Source organism: Microbulbifer sp. MI-G (genome assembly GCF_030440425.1).
GTDB classification, from domain to species: domain Bacteria; phylum Pseudomonadota; class Gammaproteobacteria; order Pseudomonadales; family Cellvibrionaceae; genus Microbulbifer; species Microbulbifer spongiae.
Window position 1 is genome coordinate 714,928 of the sequence record NZ_CP098023.1, and the last position, 17,164, is coordinate 732,091.

Here is a 17,164-nt window from a genome sequence, read left to right on the forward strand (position 1 = left end):
GGCTGCAGGAGACGGTCGCCCGCTTAGCGGTTACAATTGCCGCAAATTGATTTACCGGCTGGTTAGTATGATGGACTCCTCAGTGGCGGTCAGCTGCAGCAACTGCTCCGTAAGGCGTTTATGCCTGCCCGCAGGATTATCTCAAGCCGATATTGATCGGCTTGAGCAGGTTACTCGTCGGAAAAAACTGGTTAAAGCCGGGGAGACGCTGTACCGCGCTGGTGACCCTTTTTCCAATCTGTATGCCATTCGTTCCGGCAGTTTTAAAACGGTAGTTATTGCTGCCGATGGCGATACCCAGGTGACGCATTTTGCTCTGCCTGGAGAACTGCTCGGTCTCGATGCCTACAGTGACCGGGTCCATCCCAGTTATGCCGAAGCCCTGGAAGACAGTAGCGTCTGCCTGTTGCCATTCACCCAACTGGAAATTCTCGCCCATCAGGTTCAGGCTCTGCAACAGCAGATTTACACGATTTTTTCCGAAGAGCTGCGTCAGGAAAATGACATTTTGATGTTGCTTGGCAAGCGCTCGGCAGATACCCGCCTGGCGGCACTACTGATAAATATTTCCAGCCGGTATTCCCGCCGCGGCTATTCCCACAGCAAGTTTATCCTGTCTATGCCGCGTACCGATATTGCCAATTATCTGGGATTGACTGCAGAAACCGTAAGCCGGCTGTTCTCGCGTTTACAGCGGGAGAAACTGATCAAGGTCAGTGGCAGGGCAGTGGAGATTGTGGATTTGGTGGGGTTGAGTGAACTGGCAGGTACCCACTGCAGTTATGAGGAGTCCCATTGACCGGTTGCATATAATAAAGAAAATTCTCCCTCACCTGCTCTTCGGTATGACACAGGTTGAGGGACTGACTGTTCCATAGAATAAAAATCCCCCTTTCGGATGTTCGTTTGACTCTCCGCGACGCTACCGGGAGAAAGGGGTACAATTGCGACAGTTGGGTTATCTGTCGTTTTGATATGGTTGTCTCGCCTGAGGCGATAAGTTGCAGCAATTGTTCGGTCAGACGCTTGTGCCTCCCTGCAGGGTTGTCCCGGGCTGACATTGACCGGCTGGAGGGCGTTACCGGCAGGAAGAGGATCGTCAGGGCCGGGGAGATGCTCTACAGCGCCGGAGATTCTTTTCAGAACCTTTTTGCCATTCGCTCCGGCAGTTTTAAGTGTGTAGTCACCGCTGTCGATGGCGATATACAGGTAACCCATTTTGCCTTTCCCGGAGAGCTGCTTGGTCTCGATGCCTACAGCAGGCGGCTCCACACCAGTTATTCGGAGGCCCTGGAAGACAGCAGCGTCTGCCTGCTGCCGTTTGTCCAGTTGGAGCGGCTGGCCCGGCAGGTCCCGGCGTTGCAACAGCAAATTTACAGCCTGTTTTCCGACGAACTGCGCCAGGAAAATGAGATATTAATGCTGCTGGGCAGGCGCTCCGCAGACACCCGCCTCGCCGCATTTTTGATCAACATCTCCAGCCGATATGCCCAGCGGGGATATTCGCCCAGTCAGTTTGTACTCTCCATGTCACGCATTGATATTGCCAATTACCTGGGCTTGACTGCAGAAACGATTAGCCGGCTTTTTTCCCGTTTACACCGCGAACAATTGATCCGGGTGGATGGCAGAAGCATGCAGATTCTGGATATAGTCGGGCTCAGTGAGATTGCGGGAACCCATTGCAGTTATGAGAATTCTCCGTAACTGCTGCCTGTAAATAGACTGCACAGGCACAGTAGGTATTGTGCCTCCCGGGATAGTGGCGTGATGACTCGCAATTGTCTACTGGGTGACCCCGTCCCAAAATAGCCGGTTGCCACAGGTTTTCCGCCGAGGCAGTGAAACACAGTCTTTCCGGTAATTTCGCGGGCGCTTCGAAGAAAAAAAGGGGCGTAAACGCCCCACAATCCACTACTTATCACGAGTGCGTGGAGAAAACCGATGTTTTGTCAGTCTGTTTATTGTTAGACGTATTCCCTGTTGTTAGCCAGTCCATGGCTTTATGATCTTCCTCAAAGTAGCGTACCTCGCCACTCAAAAACCAGCCCCCAATTTTTGTTGCGATCTCTTGCCACTCCTCGTCCCCGAGTACGGCAATCCGGGAGAACTCGTTACCGTGTTTCAGGGCGAGCCTGAACTCATCCCACACGGCATGCAGACCCCAGCCCTCAAAATCGCGAATATCCACAAGCATGCTCACCCGGGGGTGTTTCACGCCCTCAAGGGCATATTCCAGCAGGGGTATGATTTGTTCATAGTCCTTGTGGGTCAGCCGGCCAACCGCTTTGATAGATAGCAGAAAATCATCATCGATTCGCTCTATTCCGATGGAGATACCGTGGCGTTTGATTTTCATCCTTCCCCCTTGTTTACAGGCGTACATATCAGGCAAGCGCAGTGGCCGCAGTTTGATGCTGTGTGAGGTGCTCGCGCAGTGTCTCATACATTTTTTTTCTGCTGCTATCAAAAAACGGATTGCCAAGATTTTCAGCTCGAATACGAATCAAGCGCCAGTCTTTTGCATCCAGATACCGCTCAACCTGGGGAAACAGTGCTGTATTTTCCAGGTGGATATGATTGCGTTGCAGTTGTATATAGGCACTGCTGGCACTTCGCAACACTGATCGCTCCACCATTGCGTTATTGGCCACGGCATAAAAGAGTGCGCATACATGTTTGGTTGCGGTTGCAATCTGCCGGTGCTGTTTACGCACTTGATAGATGACGTTGCGATTGTGGATTGGCTTGCGTAACAGCTGTGCAAATATCAAATCCTCCACCGGGTGGTGGTATTGGTCCGGGTAGACGGAAAAATAATCCAGCGCGTCGAGGATGCATGAAAGGGTGTTTGGGTCCCGGTCACTGTGTTCGAAAAGATCCTGCAACAGTTGCTCAAAACTATCGAGCATTTGTTGCATAGATTGATGGTCACAACACAGTTGCCGGTAGATGGCGTCCATCCCAGACCTCCGCGATTTGTTTCTTGCTCTATTGTTGATGGACCTGATGGAGCTGGGTTGATTTGGATCAAGCGAGGGAAAGTTAATGGAAAAGCGGGGGGCATTTGGCGAAATAGGGGTTTGTGCAGGATTCCCGGGGTCCCGCCTCAACTGCCGATTGGGCACCTGGTTGGGGATTCCGGAGAGCCGTGGGTAATACCCCTTTTGGCATCCGGCGCTGAAAGACCAGTGCAATGTCGCCAATCAGCATTGTTCATTTTTTATCCCAATTGCCTGTTGGTTTTGGAGAGATGGATTTGGGAGTGCCTGGGAGCCAGTGGGAAGACACTCCAGTTTTCATTCAGTTACCCAATGGGTAAAGGGCTATCCCTTGGTGTGGCCGGGGAATAAACAGATTGTTCAAAAAATTTTTGCCTCTATAATCCACCGGCTTTTGTGAATTTTACAGTAAGGGAAAAGTATGTCTTTCAATCTTAAAATGTTGGCTGCTGCGGCGGCCTTGTTGTGTTCCGCTGCTGTACAGGCCGAAGGGGCCTATATGGGCGGTGTGATTGGTGTGATGGATGCAGATGGTAGCGATGACAACCCTTTCAATGCCGGTATTCGTGCTGGATATACCTGGAATTCTGGCTGGGGCATTGAGGCAGAGTTGACAGGTTCTATGACTGACGGCGATATTTTAGACCATGATTTCTCTATCTCCACCCAGGCTGTTTATGCCACTTACCGCACCCAGGGAGATATTTATTTCAAGGGGCGTCTTGGTTACCTCAACGAAGAGGTGGATGTAGAGTACTTTGGTGATGCTTCCGATAGCGGTGCCTCCGTAGGTGTTGGTGTCGGTTTTACACTGGCCGAGAATATCTCCTTTGAGACCGAGTACACGCTGATTGAAGAAGAAGTGGATTACTGGTCAGGCTCCTTGGTTGTGCGTTTCTAAGCAAGACTATCCCCTCCAAATGCGGCCGTCGGGCCGCCTGTGCGTTTTGCGCATTCCCTCTGCCCTTTGGTGTACAATGCGCGCCTTTCTGAACGCCCAATACCCCGGTCCTCTCTGCTGCACGGGGCCCGGTTTCAGGGTCTGGGCACTGTAGTACCGGGTTACACAAGTGGCTATTCAGCCCGCTTTAACGAGGGAAAACTATGTTTGATGCATCTGTCACGCTCGCCACCTACGACCCCGAGATCTGGGAAGCCATCCGGGAGGAGGATGCTCGCCAGGAAGACCACATCGAGTTGATTGCCTCGGAGAACTACACCAGCCCGCAAGTCATGGCCGCCCAGGGCAGCAGTCTGACCAACAAGTATGCCGAGGGCTATCCGGGCAAGCGTTACTATGGTGGCTGTGAATATGTGGACAAGGTGGAAACCCTGGCCATCGAGCGTGCCAGGCAACTGTTTGGCGCTGACTACGCCAATGTACAGCCCCACTCCGGCTCCCAGGCCAACGCTGCAGTTTACCAGGCCCTCTGTGCGCCCGGCGATCCTATTCTGGGTATGAGTCTGGCCCACGGCGGCCACCTGACCCACGGTGCCCGGGTCAACTTCTCCGGCAAGATCTACAGTGCCGTGCAGTACGGCCTGAATCCCGATACCGGGGAGGTGGATTACGAGGAGGTGGAGCGCCTGGCGCTGGCGCATAGGCCGAAGATGATCGTTGCCGGCTTCTCTGCCTACAGCCGGGTAATGGACTGGGCGCGCTTTCGCGAGATCGCCGACAAGGTGGGGGCCTACCTGTTTGTGGATATGGCGCACATTGCCGGTCTTGTCGCTGCCGGCGAGTATCCCTCACCGATCCCCTTTGCAGATGTTGTCACTTCGACAACCCACAAAACCCTGCGCGGCCCGCGCGGCGGCATCATCCTGGCCCGCGCCAATGCAGAGATCGAGAAGAAGCTGAACTCTGCGGTATTCCCCGGTGGCCAGGGCGGCCCGCTGATGCATGTGATTGCCGCCAAGGCGGTTTCCTTTAAAGAAGCCATGACCCCGGAGTACAGGGCCTACCAGAAAAAAGTGGTGGAAAATGCCCGCGCCATGGCAGAGACTTTTCTGGACCGGGGCATCAATATCGTTTCCGGGGGTACCGATGACCATCTGATGCTGGTGGATCTGATTGGCAAGGCGTATACCGGTAAGGATGCCGATGAGGCCCTGGGCCGTGCCAATATCACGGTGAACAAGAATGCGGTACCAAACGATCCGCGCTCCCCATTTATCACCAGTGGCCTGCGTGTCGGCACCCCGGCGATCACCACCCGCGGTTTTGGTGTCGAGGATACCCAGCAACTGACCCACTGGATCTGTGATGTCCTGGATGCACTGGAAAAGGGGGAAGCGGAGACCGCTATTGCCGGGGTAAAGCAGAAAGTGCTGCAGGTTTGTGCACAGTACCCGGTGTACCGCCAGGGCTGATCGGTGATATTGACAAGAAAGCGGCTCTTTGGGCCGTTTTCTGTATGGCTGGGCTGGTGCGGTTAGACCGGCCTGCCCAGCGGCGGCGCTCTGGCCGTCGGGCCACCTGACACAGCGGCTATGGTAAACTGCAGCCCATTTTCCACTCCCTTTGGGACTATCCCGTATGCACTGTCCTTTCTGCGGCGCAGAAGAAACCAAAGTTGTCGATTCCCGCCTGGTGGCTGAAGGGGATCAGGTGCGCCGCCGGCGCGAGTGCCTTGAGTGTCGCGAGCGTTTTACCACGTTTGAAACCGCCGAACTGCTGCTGCCGCGGGTCGTCAAGCAAAATGGCCAGCGCGAACCGTTCAACGAAGACAAGCTGCGCGCGGGTATCCAGCGCGCGGTGGAAAAGCGCCCGGTCAGCACCGAACGGGTGGAATCTGCAGTCTCCCAGATAAAACACGCCCTGCAGGCTACCGGTGAGCGGGAGCTGCCCGCCCGCGCCATTGGAGAATTGGTGATGGAGCAGTTGCGCGAGCTGGACCAGGTGGCCTATGTGCGCTTCGCCTCGGTGTACCGGCGTTTCGAAGATGTGAGTGAATTCAACGAAGAGATCGAACGCCTGATCGGTAAGGGAAGTGGTTCGCAATGAGCACTACCGCTGTGCAGAATGCCCAGGCATTGATGGCCCGCGCTGTACAACTGGCGGAGCGGGGCCTGTATACCACCATGCCGAATCCGCGGGTCGGGTGTGTGATTACCGATCCTGCCGGTGCGGTTGTGGGCGAGGGCTGGCATCAACGCGCCGGTGCAGCCCATGCGGAGATCGCAGCGCTGCGCGATGCGGGCGAGCGCGCCCGCGGGAGTACGGTATATGTCACCCTTGAGCCCTGCCGCCACACCGGCCGCACGGGGCCCTGCACAGAGGCGCTGGTAAAAGCCGGCGTTGCCCGCGTGGTCTACGGAATGCAGGACCCGAATCCTCAGGTTGGCGGCACTGGTCTGCAGAAACTGCGCGAAGCGGGTATCGTGGTGGCAGGGCCCCTGCTGGAAGCCCAGTGCCGAAGGCTTAACCCCGGTTTTATCAAGCGCATGACCCTGGGCCTGCCGCTGGTGCGCTGCAAGTCCGCGATGAGTTTGGACGGGCGCACCGCCATGGCCAGTGGCGAGTCCAAATGGGTGACCGGTCCCGCTGCGCGCGCCGATGTACAGCGCCTGCGCGCACGCAGCTGCGCAATTGTTACCGGTGTTGAGACCGTGCGCTTTGACAACCCCAACCTGAATGTGCGCGCCGACGAAATGGCGCTGGCGATGCTCGCGGCGGAGCGAGCCGCTGAAGTACAGCCACTGCGGGTCATTGTCGACAGCCAGCTACGCACACCGCCCAAAGCCTTTATTTTGCAGGGCGACGCCCCCACACTAGTGTGCACTACCGAACGCGCAGCAACAGAGCGCCGCGCGCGTCTGCAGCAGGCCGGTGCCGAGGTGCTGGTATTGCCATCGGATGCCAATGGGCGGGTGGATCTGCTCGCTTTGCTGCAGGAACTGGCGCAGCGCCAGTGCAATGAGGTTCTGGTGGAAAGTGGCGCGACCCTGTCCGGTGCATTCCTGTATCGCGGCCATGTGGACGAGTTGATCGTCTACCTGGCGCCCAAGCTGCTCGGCAGCACGGCGCGACCGCTGTTTGCACTGCCGATCGAGCGGATGGGTTCAGTCCTGCCGATTACGATTACCGATATGCGTGCAGTCGGGCACGATTGGCGCATCACCGCAACCACGGATATCGAGTACTGATGTTTACCGGGATCATTGAAGCTGTGGGTGACATCGCCGAACTGCAAGCGCGCGCGGGCGACCTGCGCCTGCGGGTAAGGAGTGGCGATCTGGACCTGTCCGACGTGCAATTGGGGGACAGTATCGCCACCAGCGGCGTGTGCCTGACGGTGGTGGCACTGTGCGGTGACGGCTACTGGGCGGATGTGTCTGCGGAAACCCTGGCCGTCTCCTGTGTCGGTGGCTGGAAAAGGGGCGACCGGGTCAATCTGGAGAAGGCCCTCACCCCGCAAACGCGTCTGGGTGGCCATATTGTCAGCGGCCATGTGGATGGCATCGGTACCCTGGTGTGGCGCAAATCCGAAGCGCGCGCCGAGCGGTTCCGCCTGCGCGCACCGGAAAATCTGGCCCGCTATATTGCCCATAAGGGCTCGATTACGGTGGATGGCACCAGCCTTACCGTGAATGCGGTGGACGGCGCAGAGTTCGAGCTGACCATCGTACCCCATACCTTGCAGGAAACGATTATGGATGGTTACACCGCCGGTACCCGGGTCAATCTGGAGGTGGACCTGATCGCGCGCTATCTGGAGCGCCTGCTTCTGGGGGAGCAGGCGGCCACACCCGGCACTACGGAGATAAACCGTGAATTTCTCGCCCGGCACGGGTTTTACCCGCGCTAGCCGGCCTGGCGCACCGGGGCCCAGCACAGTTGTCCGCTGCCGTGGGGGCGCCCAATTTGCAACTGACCAATTTATCCAGAGTAAGCAATGGAACTTAATACGGTTGAAGAACTGATCGACGATATTCGCCAGGGCAAGATGGTGATCCTGATGGACGACGAAGATCGCGAAAACGAGGGCGATCTGGTGATGGCGGCGGAACAGATACGTGCCGAGGACATCAATTTCATGGCCACCCACGCCCGCGGCCTGATCTGTTTACCCCTGTCCAAAGAGCGTTGTAAACAGCTGGAACTGCCACTGATGTCGCGGGAAAATGGCGCTTCGTTCAGCACCAACTTCACCGTCTCCATTGAGGCTGCCGAGGGGGTGACCACGGGGATTTCCGCAGCGGACCGCGCCCGCACCGTGCGCGCGGCGGTGGCCAGGAGCGCCAAGCCCAGCGATATTGTGCAGCCCGGCCATATCTTCCCGATCATGGCCCAGCCCGGCGGTGTTCTGAGCCGTGCCGGTCACACCGAAGCGGGATGCGACCTGGCGCGCCTGGCGGGGTTTGAGCCCGCTGCGGTGATTGTCGAGGTCATGAACGCAGATGGCACCATGGCGCGGCGCCCGGACCTGGAGCGGTTTGGCAGGGAACACAACCTCAAGATCGGCACCATCGCCGACCTGATCAACTACCGCGCCCTCAACGAAAAAACCGTGGAGTGTGTCAATGAGCGCAGGGTGCGCACCGAGTTCGGCGAATTCAGATTGCGCACCTATCTGGACAGAGCCCGCCGCGAGCGCCACTTTGCCTTTATCAAGGGGGAGCCCACGCCAAAAGAGCCCACCCTGGTGCGGGTTCATGTGGGCAATACTTTGCGTGATGTACTCACCATTCGTCGCGGCGACGAAACATTCACGCCCTGGACCTTTCGCCGCGCCATGCAGCGTATTGAACAAGAGGGCAAGGGGGTGGTGGTGTTGATCTGCCACAACGAGACAACAGAGGAAATCGAAGAGAGCATCGACTGGCTGATCAGTGGCAAGCAGCAGCGCCCCAGTCAGGATCTGGTGTACAAACAGGTGGGCACCGGCTCGCAGATACTGCGCGATCTCAAGGTGTGCAAAATGCGCCTGATGAGTGCCCCGTTCAAATTCAGTGCCATTTCCGGCTTCGACCTGGAAGTGGAGGAATACCTGAACGCTGACCAGTAAACCGAACTGTGCACGCGGGCCCTGTTAACGGATGGGTGCCGGTGCTACGAGCTGGATACGGATTGGAAACTATGAGCAATATGCAAATGATCGAAGGGGACTTTGTTGGCAGCAGTGGCCGGTATGCACTGTTGGTGAGCCGCTGGAACAGCTTTGTGGTGGAGCGCCTGAAAGACGGCGCGCTCGATACCCTGCGCCGCAAGGGCATCCCGGATGGGGATATCACGATCTGCTACGCACCGGGTGCCTTCGAGTTTCCGCTGATTGCGCAGAAGCTGGCGGAGAGCAAAAAGTTCGATGCGGTGATCGCCCTGGGGGCGGTGATTCGAGGCGGTACTCCGCACTTTGAATATGTCGCCGGCGAGTGCACCAAGGGGCTGGCGCAGGTAGCGCTGAACACCGGCATTCCGGTGACATTCGGTGTTCTCACCGTGGACTCCATTGAGCAGGCCATCGAACGCTCCGGCACCAAGGCCGGCAACAAGGGCTGCGAGGCTGCCGAGTCCGCCCTGGAAATGGTCTCGCTGCTCGGCAGGATCTAATACTGCGGTGCCGGCCGGCAGGCGGCACCAATCCACCCTGTGAAGTATCCACCGGAAAAGACAATGACGGTAACTGCATCCGCCCGCCGCAAGGCGCGCCACTATGCCATGCAGGCGCTCTACCAATGGCAAATGGCCGGCGCCAGTCTCACGACTATCGAGGCGGAGTTTCACGCCGACAATGATATGAGTAAAACCGATGTGGCGTATTTCCGCGACCTGTTCCACGGGGTTGCAAAAAACCTCGATGCGGTAGAGGGCACCTTTACCCCCTACCTGGATCGCAGTGTGGAAGACCTGGACCCGGTTTCCCGCGCACTCTTGCGCATGTCTGCCTACGAACTGCAACACCGCGTGGATGTGCCCTATAAGGTTGTGATCAATGAATCGGTGGCGCTGGCAAAGAAATTCGGCCCCACCGATGCCTTCAAGTTTATCAACGGCATTCTGGACAGGACTGCCGCAACACTGCGCGCGGCGGAAGTGGCTGCGGACAAGAAAGCCTGACTCTCAGTCACAGCCATGAAACGTGCGCCGGGCGAGTTTGACATTATCCGCGACTACTTCGCCAGCGCTCCGCAGGGCGAGGGCGTAGCGCTGGGTATTGGCGACGATTGCGCGCTGCTGCAGGTGCCGGCGCAGGGCCAGCTGGCCGCCTCCGTAGACACACTGGTGGCGGGCAGGCACTTTCCTGTGGTGGCAGACCCCGCCGCCATTGCCGCGCGAGCACTGCGGGTGAATCTCAGCGACCTGGCTGCCATGAATGCGCGCCCACTGTGGTTTACCCTGGCGCTGACCCTGCCGGGTAGTGACGCGGATTGGTTGCAGCGGTTCGCCGATGGCCTGCTGAAAACTGCCAGACAATTTGGCATTTCCCTGGTGGGTGGCGATACCACCGCGGGGCCCCTGTCGATCACGATCCAGGTACTTGGCCAGACCCTGAAACCGCTGTGCCGGGGCGGCGCCCGTCCCGGCGATTCCGTGTATATCAGTGGTCCCCTGGGTGGCGCGGCAGCCGCTCTGCCGGTCATCCTGGGTGAACGGACAGCAGAGGGGGAAACCCGGCGCAGGGCCGAGCGGGCTTATTACTATCCCGAACCGCAGTTCGCCACTGCGGCGGCTATCGCCGGGCTGGCCAGCAGTGCTGTGGATATTTCCGACGGCCTGCTGGCGGATCTCGCCCATATCTGCACAGCCAGTGCGGTCAGTGCCGATGTGTATCTGGAACGGCTGGCGATTGCGCCGCTGGCGCGGGCCCTGGCGGGTGAAGGCGCACTGGCGTTGGCCGCCGCCGGAGGCGATGATTACCAGCTGTGTTTTACCGTGCCCCAGGCGCGGGTTCCCGCCCTGCAAAAGCTGGAGCAGGAGGTGGTGGCTATCGGCACCCTGAGCCCTGGCGAAGCCGAGGTGCGCTGCTGGCAAAACGGCAGGCGCTGGCGGGCGTCCCGTACGGGCTACCGGCATTTTTGAGCGCGGCTTTACAGGCAGGCCATATTGCTATGGCTGTGCAATGTCACCGGACTTGGGCACCATGAAGATACAGAATCCGTCTTTTTCCCAACTGTTGCGCCACCCCGCACTGTTGCTGGCCTTTGGTTTTGGTGCCGGCCTTGCTCCCAGGGCGCCGGGCACCTTCGGCACCCTCGCCGCCATCCCCTTCTGGTGGTTGATGCAGGGGCTGTCACCGGCGGGGTATCTGGGGATTGTGGTGGTCGCGGCGCTGCTGGGGTGTTACCTGTGCGGAGCCGCGGCGAAGCAACTCGGTGTGCATGACCACGGCGGCATTGTCTGGGATGAGATGGTGGGTTACTGGCTCACCATGTGGATGGCCCCCCAGGGCTGGCTGTGGGCGCTGTACGGCTTTGTGTTGTTCCGCCTGTTCGACATTACCAAGCCGCCGCCCGTGCGCTGGGCAGACAGGCAGGTACACGGTGGCATCGGAATAATGCTCGACGATATACTGGCCGCCATTTACGCAGGGCTGGTAGTGCAGATGACTGCATGGCTGATGGGCGTATAAACGGATAGGGACGATCGATGGGAAAACGGTTGTGTGTACTGCTGGGGCTGCTAATTGCCACTGTCGCCGGTGCCCAGCAGGTACAGCTCAAGGGCTTGTTCGGCGACAGCGCCCTGCTGGAAATCGATGGTCGCCAGCGTATTCTCAGCAGCGGGGAAAGCTCCCCGGAGGGGGTCGAGCTGCTGGAGGCCACCACCGGCCATGCCCGCGTGCGCGTCGCCGGACGCGAGCGAAAACTCACCCTGGATGCACCGGTTGCCAGCCGCTATGTGCAGGCCGACAAGGCCGAGGTGCGCCTTATGGCCGACCCTCGCGGCCACTACAGTACCGAAGCCTGGGTGAACGGATTGCGTGTGCCTATGCTGGTGGACACCGGCGCAACCAGCATTGCCTTCAACTACCCCACTGCGCGCCGCCTCGGCCTCAACCTGGAAGGTGCGGAGGAAATCGCGGTTTCAACTGCCAATGGTATGACACGTGCGTATTTGGTGAACCTCAGCAGCGTGACCATTGGCGGCATTAAACTGCACAATGTGAAGGCCACTGTGCACACCGGGGACTTTCCCCGTATCGTGCTGTTGGGCAACACCTTTCTCGCCCGGGTGGATATGAAGCAGCAGGATGGTGTACTGATACTGCGCGCACGCAACTGAGTGGAAGAGGTATGACGTTGGCTATTCGATATGTGGAATCCTCAAAGCTGCCCACCTCCTGGGGTATGTTTGAGATGCACGGTTTTGAGGAAGTGGGCACCGGCAAGGAGCACCTGGTACTCACCATGGGCGACTTCGATACTGATGTGCCGCTGCTCGCCCGCATTCACTCGGAATGCCTGACCGGCGATGCGCTCTTCTCTCTGCGCTGTGACTGCGGTGCCCAGTTACAACACGCAATGCACCGCATTGCCATGGAAGGGCGCGGGGCCATTTTTTACCTGCGCCAGGAGGGTCGCGGCATCGGCCTGCTGAATAAGATTCGCGCCTATCACCTGCAGGACTGCGGGGCAGATACTGTCGAGGCTAATGAAAAGCTCGGCTTCGGTGCGGATATGCGCGATTACTCCCTGCTCAAGGGGATGATTGAGCATCTGGGCATCCATGCCATTCGCCTGATGACCAACAACCCGCGCAAGGTGAAAGCCCTGCAGGATCTGGGTATCGAGGTGACCGAGCGCCTGCCGCACCAGTCCGGGCGCAACCCGCACAATGCCAAATACCTCTCCACCAAAAAAGGCAAGCTGGGGCACCTGATCGAAAGCGGGGAGGAAGAGGGCGGGGAAGCGTAATTTTCGCTCTTTCGTACCCCTGCCATCCCAATAAAAAGGCCGGATATCTCCGGCCTTTTGAATTGTGCCAGGCGCGATAGGCTCAATGAGCGCGGCGCGGCTGCACAAATACTGCAGTGCTGCGCCCGGGCAGGGTAAAGCTGCCGTTGCGGGGGTTGAAGTTTGCCCGCTGCAGGCGCGGGTCTACCGAGCGGCGCTGGCGCGGGTGTAGGCGCAGAGGCACGCCGCGCAGTGTATCGCTGGCGAATGTCACCGTGTCATCATCGCCATTAAACAGCACCACAATGCGCTCAAAACGCGAATCAAAACGCCCCTCAGTATCGGATAGTGCCATGACAATCAGCCCCGGCACCTGGTCCGGGCCGGTATTCAAGAAATGTACATGCGCTGCTACTGCCGCTGCATCGGGCAGGTGGAACAGCGGTGAGCTGTTGCGGATTGCCAGCTGTTCGCGGAACAGGGCGCTGCTCCAGCGGCGGTGGCGGCGCTTGGGGGCCAGCTCGGGGTTGGCCAGCAATGGCTGCATTAAGGGCCACTTGTCCCCGTTCTTGTCCGCCATCGGCAGGCCGGCGCCCCAGTTGTCGGTGGCGAGGCTGAAATCCAGCGCATTGAACCAGTCGCCGGCGTTGTAACTGTCGCGATCCATGGACTTGGAGCGCAGGAAATCCTGGCCCGCGTGGATAAACGGTATTCCCTGGGCGAAGAGTACCAGCGAGTTGCTGAACGCCTGCATGCGCACCCGCTCGCGCAGGCCGGCGTGCTCACTGGCCTTGATTTGCACGCCGTCAAACAGTGTCTCGTTGTCGTGGGCGGAAATATAGTGGATGGATTCCTGTGGGTCGGCGGTGTAGCCCGTGGGCTGGCCGTTGTAAACCAGCTCGCTGCCGGTGATCTGGGCGCCGGTGGCATCCTCAAAGAGGTAATTCGCCAGGTTGCCGGCCAGGGAGACTCGCACCCTGTCCGCCAGGGTCAGCAGGGTGGCGCGCTCATCCCCGCTTTCGAACTTGCCGTTGCTGTCGGTGAACAGGCCGGTACCAAAGCCCTGCTCCGCGTAGCCGCCGAAGGGGTTGCCACCGCGCACGGCATCCCGCAGGCGGTCGTTGAAGGTGCCCACACCCGTGCCCGCCATATTGGCCTGGCGCGCCTGCAGGAAGCGGGTGTCGTTGGCAACCTCACCGAAATTCCAGCCCTCTCCATAAAGGTAGAGGGTGCGGCCATCAACGCCGTCGGCCGCCGGAGTCAGGGACTGCAGCGCCGCCTGGGCCTTGAGGATATTGTCCAGGCTGTGGTGGCCCATCAGGTCGAAGCGAAAGCTGTCCACTTTGTAGGCCCTGGCCCAGGTGAGCAGGGAATCGATCATCAGTTTTTCCATCATGCCGTGCTCAGTGGCGGTATTGGCGCAGCAGCTGCTCATTGCCACATCCCCCTCCAGGGTGCGACGGTGGTAATAGCCGGGCACGATTCTGTCGAGTACCGAATGCGTGTACTGGCCATGGGCACTGGTGTGGTTGTAGACAACATCCATCACCAGGCGCAGGCCGGTACGGGACAGTGCCTGTACCATCTGGCGGAATTCCAGGATACGCGCAGCACCGTCCGGGTTTGTGCTGTAGCTGCCCTCCGGCACCGTAAAGTGCAGCGGATCGTATCCCCAGTTAAACCCGTCGGTATCGCGAACGGTATGCACTGCAGCCTGCTGTGCGCTGCTGTCTGGTGCGTATGGGGACAGGTCGGGCGTCTGCTGTTGCTGCCCGCGGTCTTCGTTGACAGTGGCAAAGTCAAAAGCCGGCAGCAGGTGTACATGGGTGAGCCCGGCGCGGGCCAGTGCGGCGAGGTGGCGCATGCCCCGGCTGTGGCGCCGGGTAAAGGCCCGGAAAGTACCGCGCACTGTTTCGGGGAGTGTGTCATCGTGAATACTGAAATCCCGCACGTGCAATTCGTAAATACTGATCTCTTCCGGCTGCGCCAGTGCCGGCTTGCGCAAACGCTCCCAGCCCCGGGGTTTCAGGTCGCGATCATCGAGATTGACGATCTGGCTCTTGCCGCTGTTGATAGAGAGACTCAGGGAATAGGGGTCGGTGACCAGGTTGGTTTCGATCCTGCGGCTGAAGTAGGAGTAAACCTCCACCTCATAGAGGTAAAACCCGCGGTCCCACTGTTTGTCGATGGTTGCAGACCAGACCCCGGTGGCGGTATCGCGGTGCATGGGGAGCACCAGATCGGCGCTGTCGCCGGCGGAATCCCGGAACAGGTGCAGCTTTACCGAACGCGCGGTGGGGGCCCACAGGTCCAGTTGGATATGATCCGCCTCCACGCGGGCACCCAGTTCGCCATCGTAGTAAAAGCGCGCATCCAGGGCGCCGGCCATCTGCACGCCGGTGGCATCGCGCAGCCGGCCTTCGCGGTTGTAGACTGCAACGGCCAGTTGCCCGGTAACCAGGGCCTCCAGCGGGATCCCGCCGGGCAGTTGCAGCGCGTGAAAGCCGGCCAGGTGTGGGAATTTCTCCCGCGTGCTCTGGGGCAGCCCGCCGGAGGTTGTGAGGGGGATTGCGCCGTCTGAGACGATACCATCGGCGTTCAGTGCCAGCCCGGCGGAATGGCTGTAGTGCAGTTGGAAGGTATCCCCTTGCTGCGCCTGGATATCCCAGGCGAAGGTGTTGGTGTCTACCCAGTGGGCCCTGTCGCGGCTGAGATCGCCCCTGGCGAAACCCTTGCGGACACTGACCTGTTTGCTGGCGGCGTCGAAGGCAAAATAGAGTTCGTCATTGTCGGCGTTTACGGTGAAGGTCATATTGTTGCCGTTGTCGCCGTAACTTTCGTCCCAGCCTTCGTGCAGGGCCACCTTGAATGCATAGGTGCCGGCGGGCAGCCCGGAGGTTACAAAGGTGTAGATGCCATCGTTGTCGGCGTCCTGCATCCAGGTGCGCAGGCAATCGGGCTGCCAGTCGCCGGTACAGCCGAGCAGGCTCTGGAAGTTGCCGGCCACCGTGGCGATGAACCGGTTTGCGTCGTCGCTGATCCAGTGGCTCTCGTGGTCGTAAATAAATTTCACCTCGCGGGCCTCGCCCAGGTCGAGGGGAATATTGGCTCCGTTGCGCTGGGCGCCCTGGCCGTAGTTTTCGTCCCAATTGTTGTTGAGAGCGGCCTTGTATTCCCAGTTTCCGGCCGGTACAAAAAACCGCCCCTGCCACTTGTCGTCTTCGCTGTCGTAATGGAGTCCGCTGGCGGCGCAGTCCGGTTGCCAGTTGCCGCTGCAGCCGAGCTGGCTTTGCAGGCTGCCGGGAATGTTCACTGCCACTGGTGCCGGCGTGTCCGACGCCCGGGCGGGCCACTGGGTGCAACCGAGCAGAGCGCCCAGCAGGAGCGCTCGATAAAAGGGGCGGGTGGATATTTTTGGCATGATCTGGCCTCATTTATTGTTATAGGCAGGGGTTTGCGTTTCTCCCAGCAGGGCATTGAAGCCCAGTTATTTCCCGCCGACCTCCCTCCCCAAGGGGGCGGAGACAGGCGGCTGGTGTTGGCTGGTGGGGATAGGTGTCGCCGCAAACGGGCAGGCAGATGGGGGTGGCTTCACAAAACCTTTATGCAGATGTCATCTGCCGGTCATGCCCGCAAGACAAAGTGTGCCTGGGCAGGGGCGGGCAACCTGAATGGTCGGCGCTCTGCCTGATTGTTGAGATTGCTACGGGTCGGGAAAGGTGATGCACCCGTTGCAATCTCCGGAACGCCGGCATTTGCCGGCCTTACCCTGTGCCGAAAATGCGGTTGATTTGGCAATCCAATAGATTTTTTGTGCACTGTCTGCTTATTGCCGCCGATAGTGCGGCTCACGTTTCTTCAAATCAGTGCGCTCACTCACTGCGCCGACTGCAGCGTTGGCTGGGCAAAGGGTTTGTTGGGGCTTCCAACCCACGGTACTTCTCTGCACCGGTCACACGCCATGCCTCATGGGATTCTGGAAGTGAGGTATGTTTTTTTCCGGCCCGGTACTCACACTGTAACAGTTAATGGCACGCTTTTATTAACTGGTTATAGTATCGCTACTGATATGCGGCCAACAGTACAATGCGGTTTGAAGAGGACAGGCTGATCTAATTCTTGAGTTGGTACCAGTTACCGGTTGAGTGCAAAAATACTGCATTCTTCAAGGGGAAGAGAGCCTGTCTTTCTTGTATATCCATATTTTTGAGATATGTTCAAACCGACATTGTTAAAGATTTATCGGTGTATGACGGATTTAATATACAGAAAAACCTGCAAAGGCAATTCTGATTTTAGACTTTCTATCTGAATAAACCTGGCAG

At 58.8% G+C, this 17,164-nt stretch carries 17 protein-coding genes; 14 read left to right on the forward strand and 3 right to left on the reverse strand.

The genetic code is table 11. The features are described from left to right. Positions 1-67 precede the first annotated feature (67 nt). Together fnr and M8T91_RS02810 are read left to right on the forward strand one after the other, a co-directional pair. Positions 68-799 (forward strand): fumarate/nitrate reduction transcriptional regulator Fnr, encoded by a 732-nt coding sequence (fnr, locus tag M8T91_RS02805; protein ID WP_301416607.1) that lies wholly within the window; start codon positions 68-70, stop codon positions 797-799. Between the two features lie 245 nt (positions 800-1,044). Further along, positions 1,045-1,707: a helix-turn-helix domain-containing protein gene (locus M8T91_RS02810; RefSeq protein ID WP_301416609.1), complete on the forward strand. Its 663-nt coding sequence runs from the start codon at positions 1,045-1,047 to the stop codon at positions 1,705-1,707. Between the two features lie 214 nt (positions 1,708-1,921). On the opposite strand, the gene M8T91_RS02815 is transcribed toward M8T91_RS02810, so the two are convergent. Beyond that, entirely contained in the window at positions 1,922-2,359 is a 438-nt protein-coding gene (locus tag M8T91_RS02815) for a SpoIIAA family protein (RefSeq protein ID WP_301416611.1), read from the reverse strand. Between the two features lie 28 nt (positions 2,360-2,387). Continuing rightward, complete coding sequence (locus M8T91_RS02820) at positions 2,388-2,963, reverse strand: hemerythrin domain-containing protein (protein WP_301416613.1); 576 nt, start codon at positions 2,961-2,963, stop codon at positions 2,388-2,390. A 460-nt stretch (positions 2,964-3,423) separates the two neighbouring features. On the opposite strand from M8T91_RS02820, the gene M8T91_RS02825 reads away from it, so the two are divergent. The 12 genes from M8T91_RS02825 (at position 3,424) to ribA (ending at position 12,860) form a co-directional block, all read left to right on the forward strand. Next, entirely contained in the window at positions 3,424-3,903 is a 480-nt protein-coding gene (locus M8T91_RS02825) for an outer membrane beta-barrel protein (RefSeq protein WP_301416615.1), read from the forward strand. A 203-nt stretch (positions 3,904-4,106) separates the two neighbouring features. Then, positions 4,107-5,375 (forward strand): serine hydroxymethyltransferase, encoded by a 1,269-nt coding sequence (gene glyA, locus M8T91_RS02830; RefSeq protein ID WP_301416617.1) that lies wholly within the window; start codon positions 4,107-4,109, stop codon positions 5,373-5,375. Positions 5,376-5,541: 166 nt separating this feature from the next. Beyond that, positions 5,542-6,009, forward strand: a complete 468-nt coding sequence (gene nrdR / locus M8T91_RS02835; RefSeq protein WP_301416620.1) for a transcriptional regulator NrdR — start codon at positions 5,542-5,544, stop codon at positions 6,007-6,009. Beyond that, positions 6,006-7,151: a bifunctional diaminohydroxyphosphoribosylaminopyrimidine deaminase/5-amino-6-(5-phosphoribosylamino)uracil reductase RibD gene (gene ribD / locus M8T91_RS02840; RefSeq protein ID WP_301416622.1), complete on the forward strand. Its 1,146-nt coding sequence runs from the start codon at positions 6,006-6,008 to the stop codon at positions 7,149-7,151. The genes nrdR and ribD overlap by 4 nt, the downstream gene beginning before the upstream one ends. Continuing rightward, entirely contained in the window at positions 7,151-7,813 is a 663-nt protein-coding gene (locus tag M8T91_RS02845) for a riboflavin synthase (protein WP_301416624.1), read from the forward strand. The genes ribD and M8T91_RS02845 overlap by 1 nt, the downstream gene beginning before the upstream one ends. 87 nt (positions 7,814-7,900) lie before the next feature. Then, on the forward strand, positions 7,901-9,013 hold the full coding sequence (gene ribBA, locus M8T91_RS02850; RefSeq protein WP_301416626.1) for a bifunctional 3,4-dihydroxy-2-butanone-4-phosphate synthase/GTP cyclohydrolase II: 1,113 nt from the start codon (positions 7,901-7,903) through the stop codon (positions 9,011-9,013). Positions 9,014-9,084: 71 nt separating this feature from the next. Further along, the gene (ribH, locus tag M8T91_RS02855) at positions 9,085-9,555 is read left to right on the forward strand and encodes a 6,7-dimethyl-8-ribityllumazine synthase (protein WP_301416628.1); all 471 of its coding nucleotides are present in this window, start codon (positions 9,085-9,087) and stop codon (positions 9,553-9,555) included. Between the two features lie 63 nt (positions 9,556-9,618). After that, entirely contained in the window at positions 9,619-10,062 is a 444-nt protein-coding gene (gene nusB, locus M8T91_RS02860; RefSeq protein ID WP_301416630.1) for a transcription antitermination factor NusB, read from the forward strand. 15 nt (positions 10,063-10,077) lie between these two features. Then, a complete protein-coding gene (gene thiL / locus M8T91_RS02865; protein WP_301416632.1) occupies positions 10,078-11,025 on the forward strand; it encodes a thiamine-phosphate kinase in 948 nt (315 codons plus the stop codon). A gap of 61 nt (positions 11,026-11,086) precedes the next feature. Further along, a complete protein-coding gene (locus M8T91_RS02870; protein ID WP_301416634.1) occupies positions 11,087-11,575 on the forward strand; it encodes a phosphatidylglycerophosphatase A family protein in 489 nt (162 codons plus the stop codon). A gap of 17 nt (positions 11,576-11,592) precedes the next feature. Further along, positions 11,593-12,228: a retropepsin-like aspartic protease family protein gene (locus tag M8T91_RS02875; protein WP_301416636.1), complete on the forward strand. Its 636-nt coding sequence runs from the start codon at positions 11,593-11,595 to the stop codon at positions 12,226-12,228. 17 nt (positions 12,229-12,245) lie between these two features. Continuing rightward, positions 12,246-12,860, forward strand: a complete 615-nt coding sequence (gene ribA, locus M8T91_RS02880) for a GTP cyclohydrolase II (RefSeq protein WP_301418990.1) — start codon at positions 12,246-12,248, stop codon at positions 12,858-12,860. Positions 12,861-12,942: 82 nt separating this feature from the next. Here the strand turns inward: ribA and pulA are convergent, their stop codons facing one another. Then, complete coding sequence (gene pulA / locus M8T91_RS02885) at positions 12,943-16,260, reverse strand: pullulanase-type alpha-1,6-glucosidase (RefSeq protein WP_301416638.1); 3,318 nt, start codon at positions 16,258-16,260, stop codon at positions 12,943-12,945. Between the last annotated feature and the right edge of the window lie 904 nt (positions 16,261-17,164).

Excerpts from the sequence above, each read along its gene's own strand:
- thiL (WP_301416632.1), top strand. The coding sequence starts at position 10,078 with ATGAAACGTGCGCCGGGCGAGTTTGACATTATCCGCGACTACTTCGCC.
- fnr (WP_301416607.1), top strand. The coding sequence starts at position 68 with ATGATGGACTCCTCAGTGGCGGTCAGCTGCAGCAACTGCTCCGTAAGG.
- M8T91_RS02845 (WP_301416624.1), top strand. The coding sequence starts at position 7,151 with ATGTTTACCGGGATCATTGAAGCTGTGGGTGACATCGCCGAACTGCAA.
- M8T91_RS02870 (WP_301416634.1), top strand. The coding sequence starts at position 11,087 with ATGAAGATACAGAATCCGTCTTTTTCCCAACTGTTGCGCCACCCCGCA.
- ribBA (WP_301416626.1), top strand. The coding sequence starts at position 7,901 with ATGGAACTTAATACGGTTGAAGAACTGATCGACGATATTCGCCAGGGC.
- ribD (WP_301416622.1), top strand. The coding sequence starts at position 6,006 with ATGAGCACTACCGCTGTGCAGAATGCCCAGGCATTGATGGCCCGCGCT.
- M8T91_RS02875 (WP_301416636.1), top strand. The coding sequence starts at position 11,593 with ATGGGAAAACGGTTGTGTGTACTGCTGGGGCTGCTAATTGCCACTGTC.
- pulA (WP_301416638.1), bottom strand. The coding sequence starts at position 16,260 with ATGCCAAAAATATCCACCCGCCCCTTTTATCGAGCGCTCCTGCTGGGC.
- M8T91_RS02820 (WP_301416613.1), bottom strand. The coding sequence starts at position 2,963 with ATGGACGCCATCTACCGGCAACTGTGTTGTGACCATCAATCTATGCAA.
- ribH (WP_301416628.1), top strand. The coding sequence starts at position 9,085 with ATGAGCAATATGCAAATGATCGAAGGGGACTTTGTTGGCAGCAGTGGC.
- M8T91_RS02825 (WP_301416615.1), top strand. The coding sequence starts at position 3,424 with ATGTCTTTCAATCTTAAAATGTTGGCTGCTGCGGCGGCCTTGTTGTGT.
- nusB (WP_301416630.1), top strand. The coding sequence starts at position 9,619 with ATGACGGTAACTGCATCCGCCCGCCGCAAGGCGCGCCACTATGCCATG.
- M8T91_RS02815 (WP_301416611.1), bottom strand. The coding sequence starts at position 2,359 with ATGAAAATCAAACGCCACGGTATCTCCATCGGAATAGAGCGAATCGAT.
- nrdR (WP_301416620.1), top strand. The coding sequence starts at position 5,542 with ATGCACTGTCCTTTCTGCGGCGCAGAAGAAACCAAAGTTGTCGATTCC.
- glyA (WP_301416617.1), top strand. The coding sequence starts at position 4,107 with ATGTTTGATGCATCTGTCACGCTCGCCACCTACGACCCCGAGATCTGG.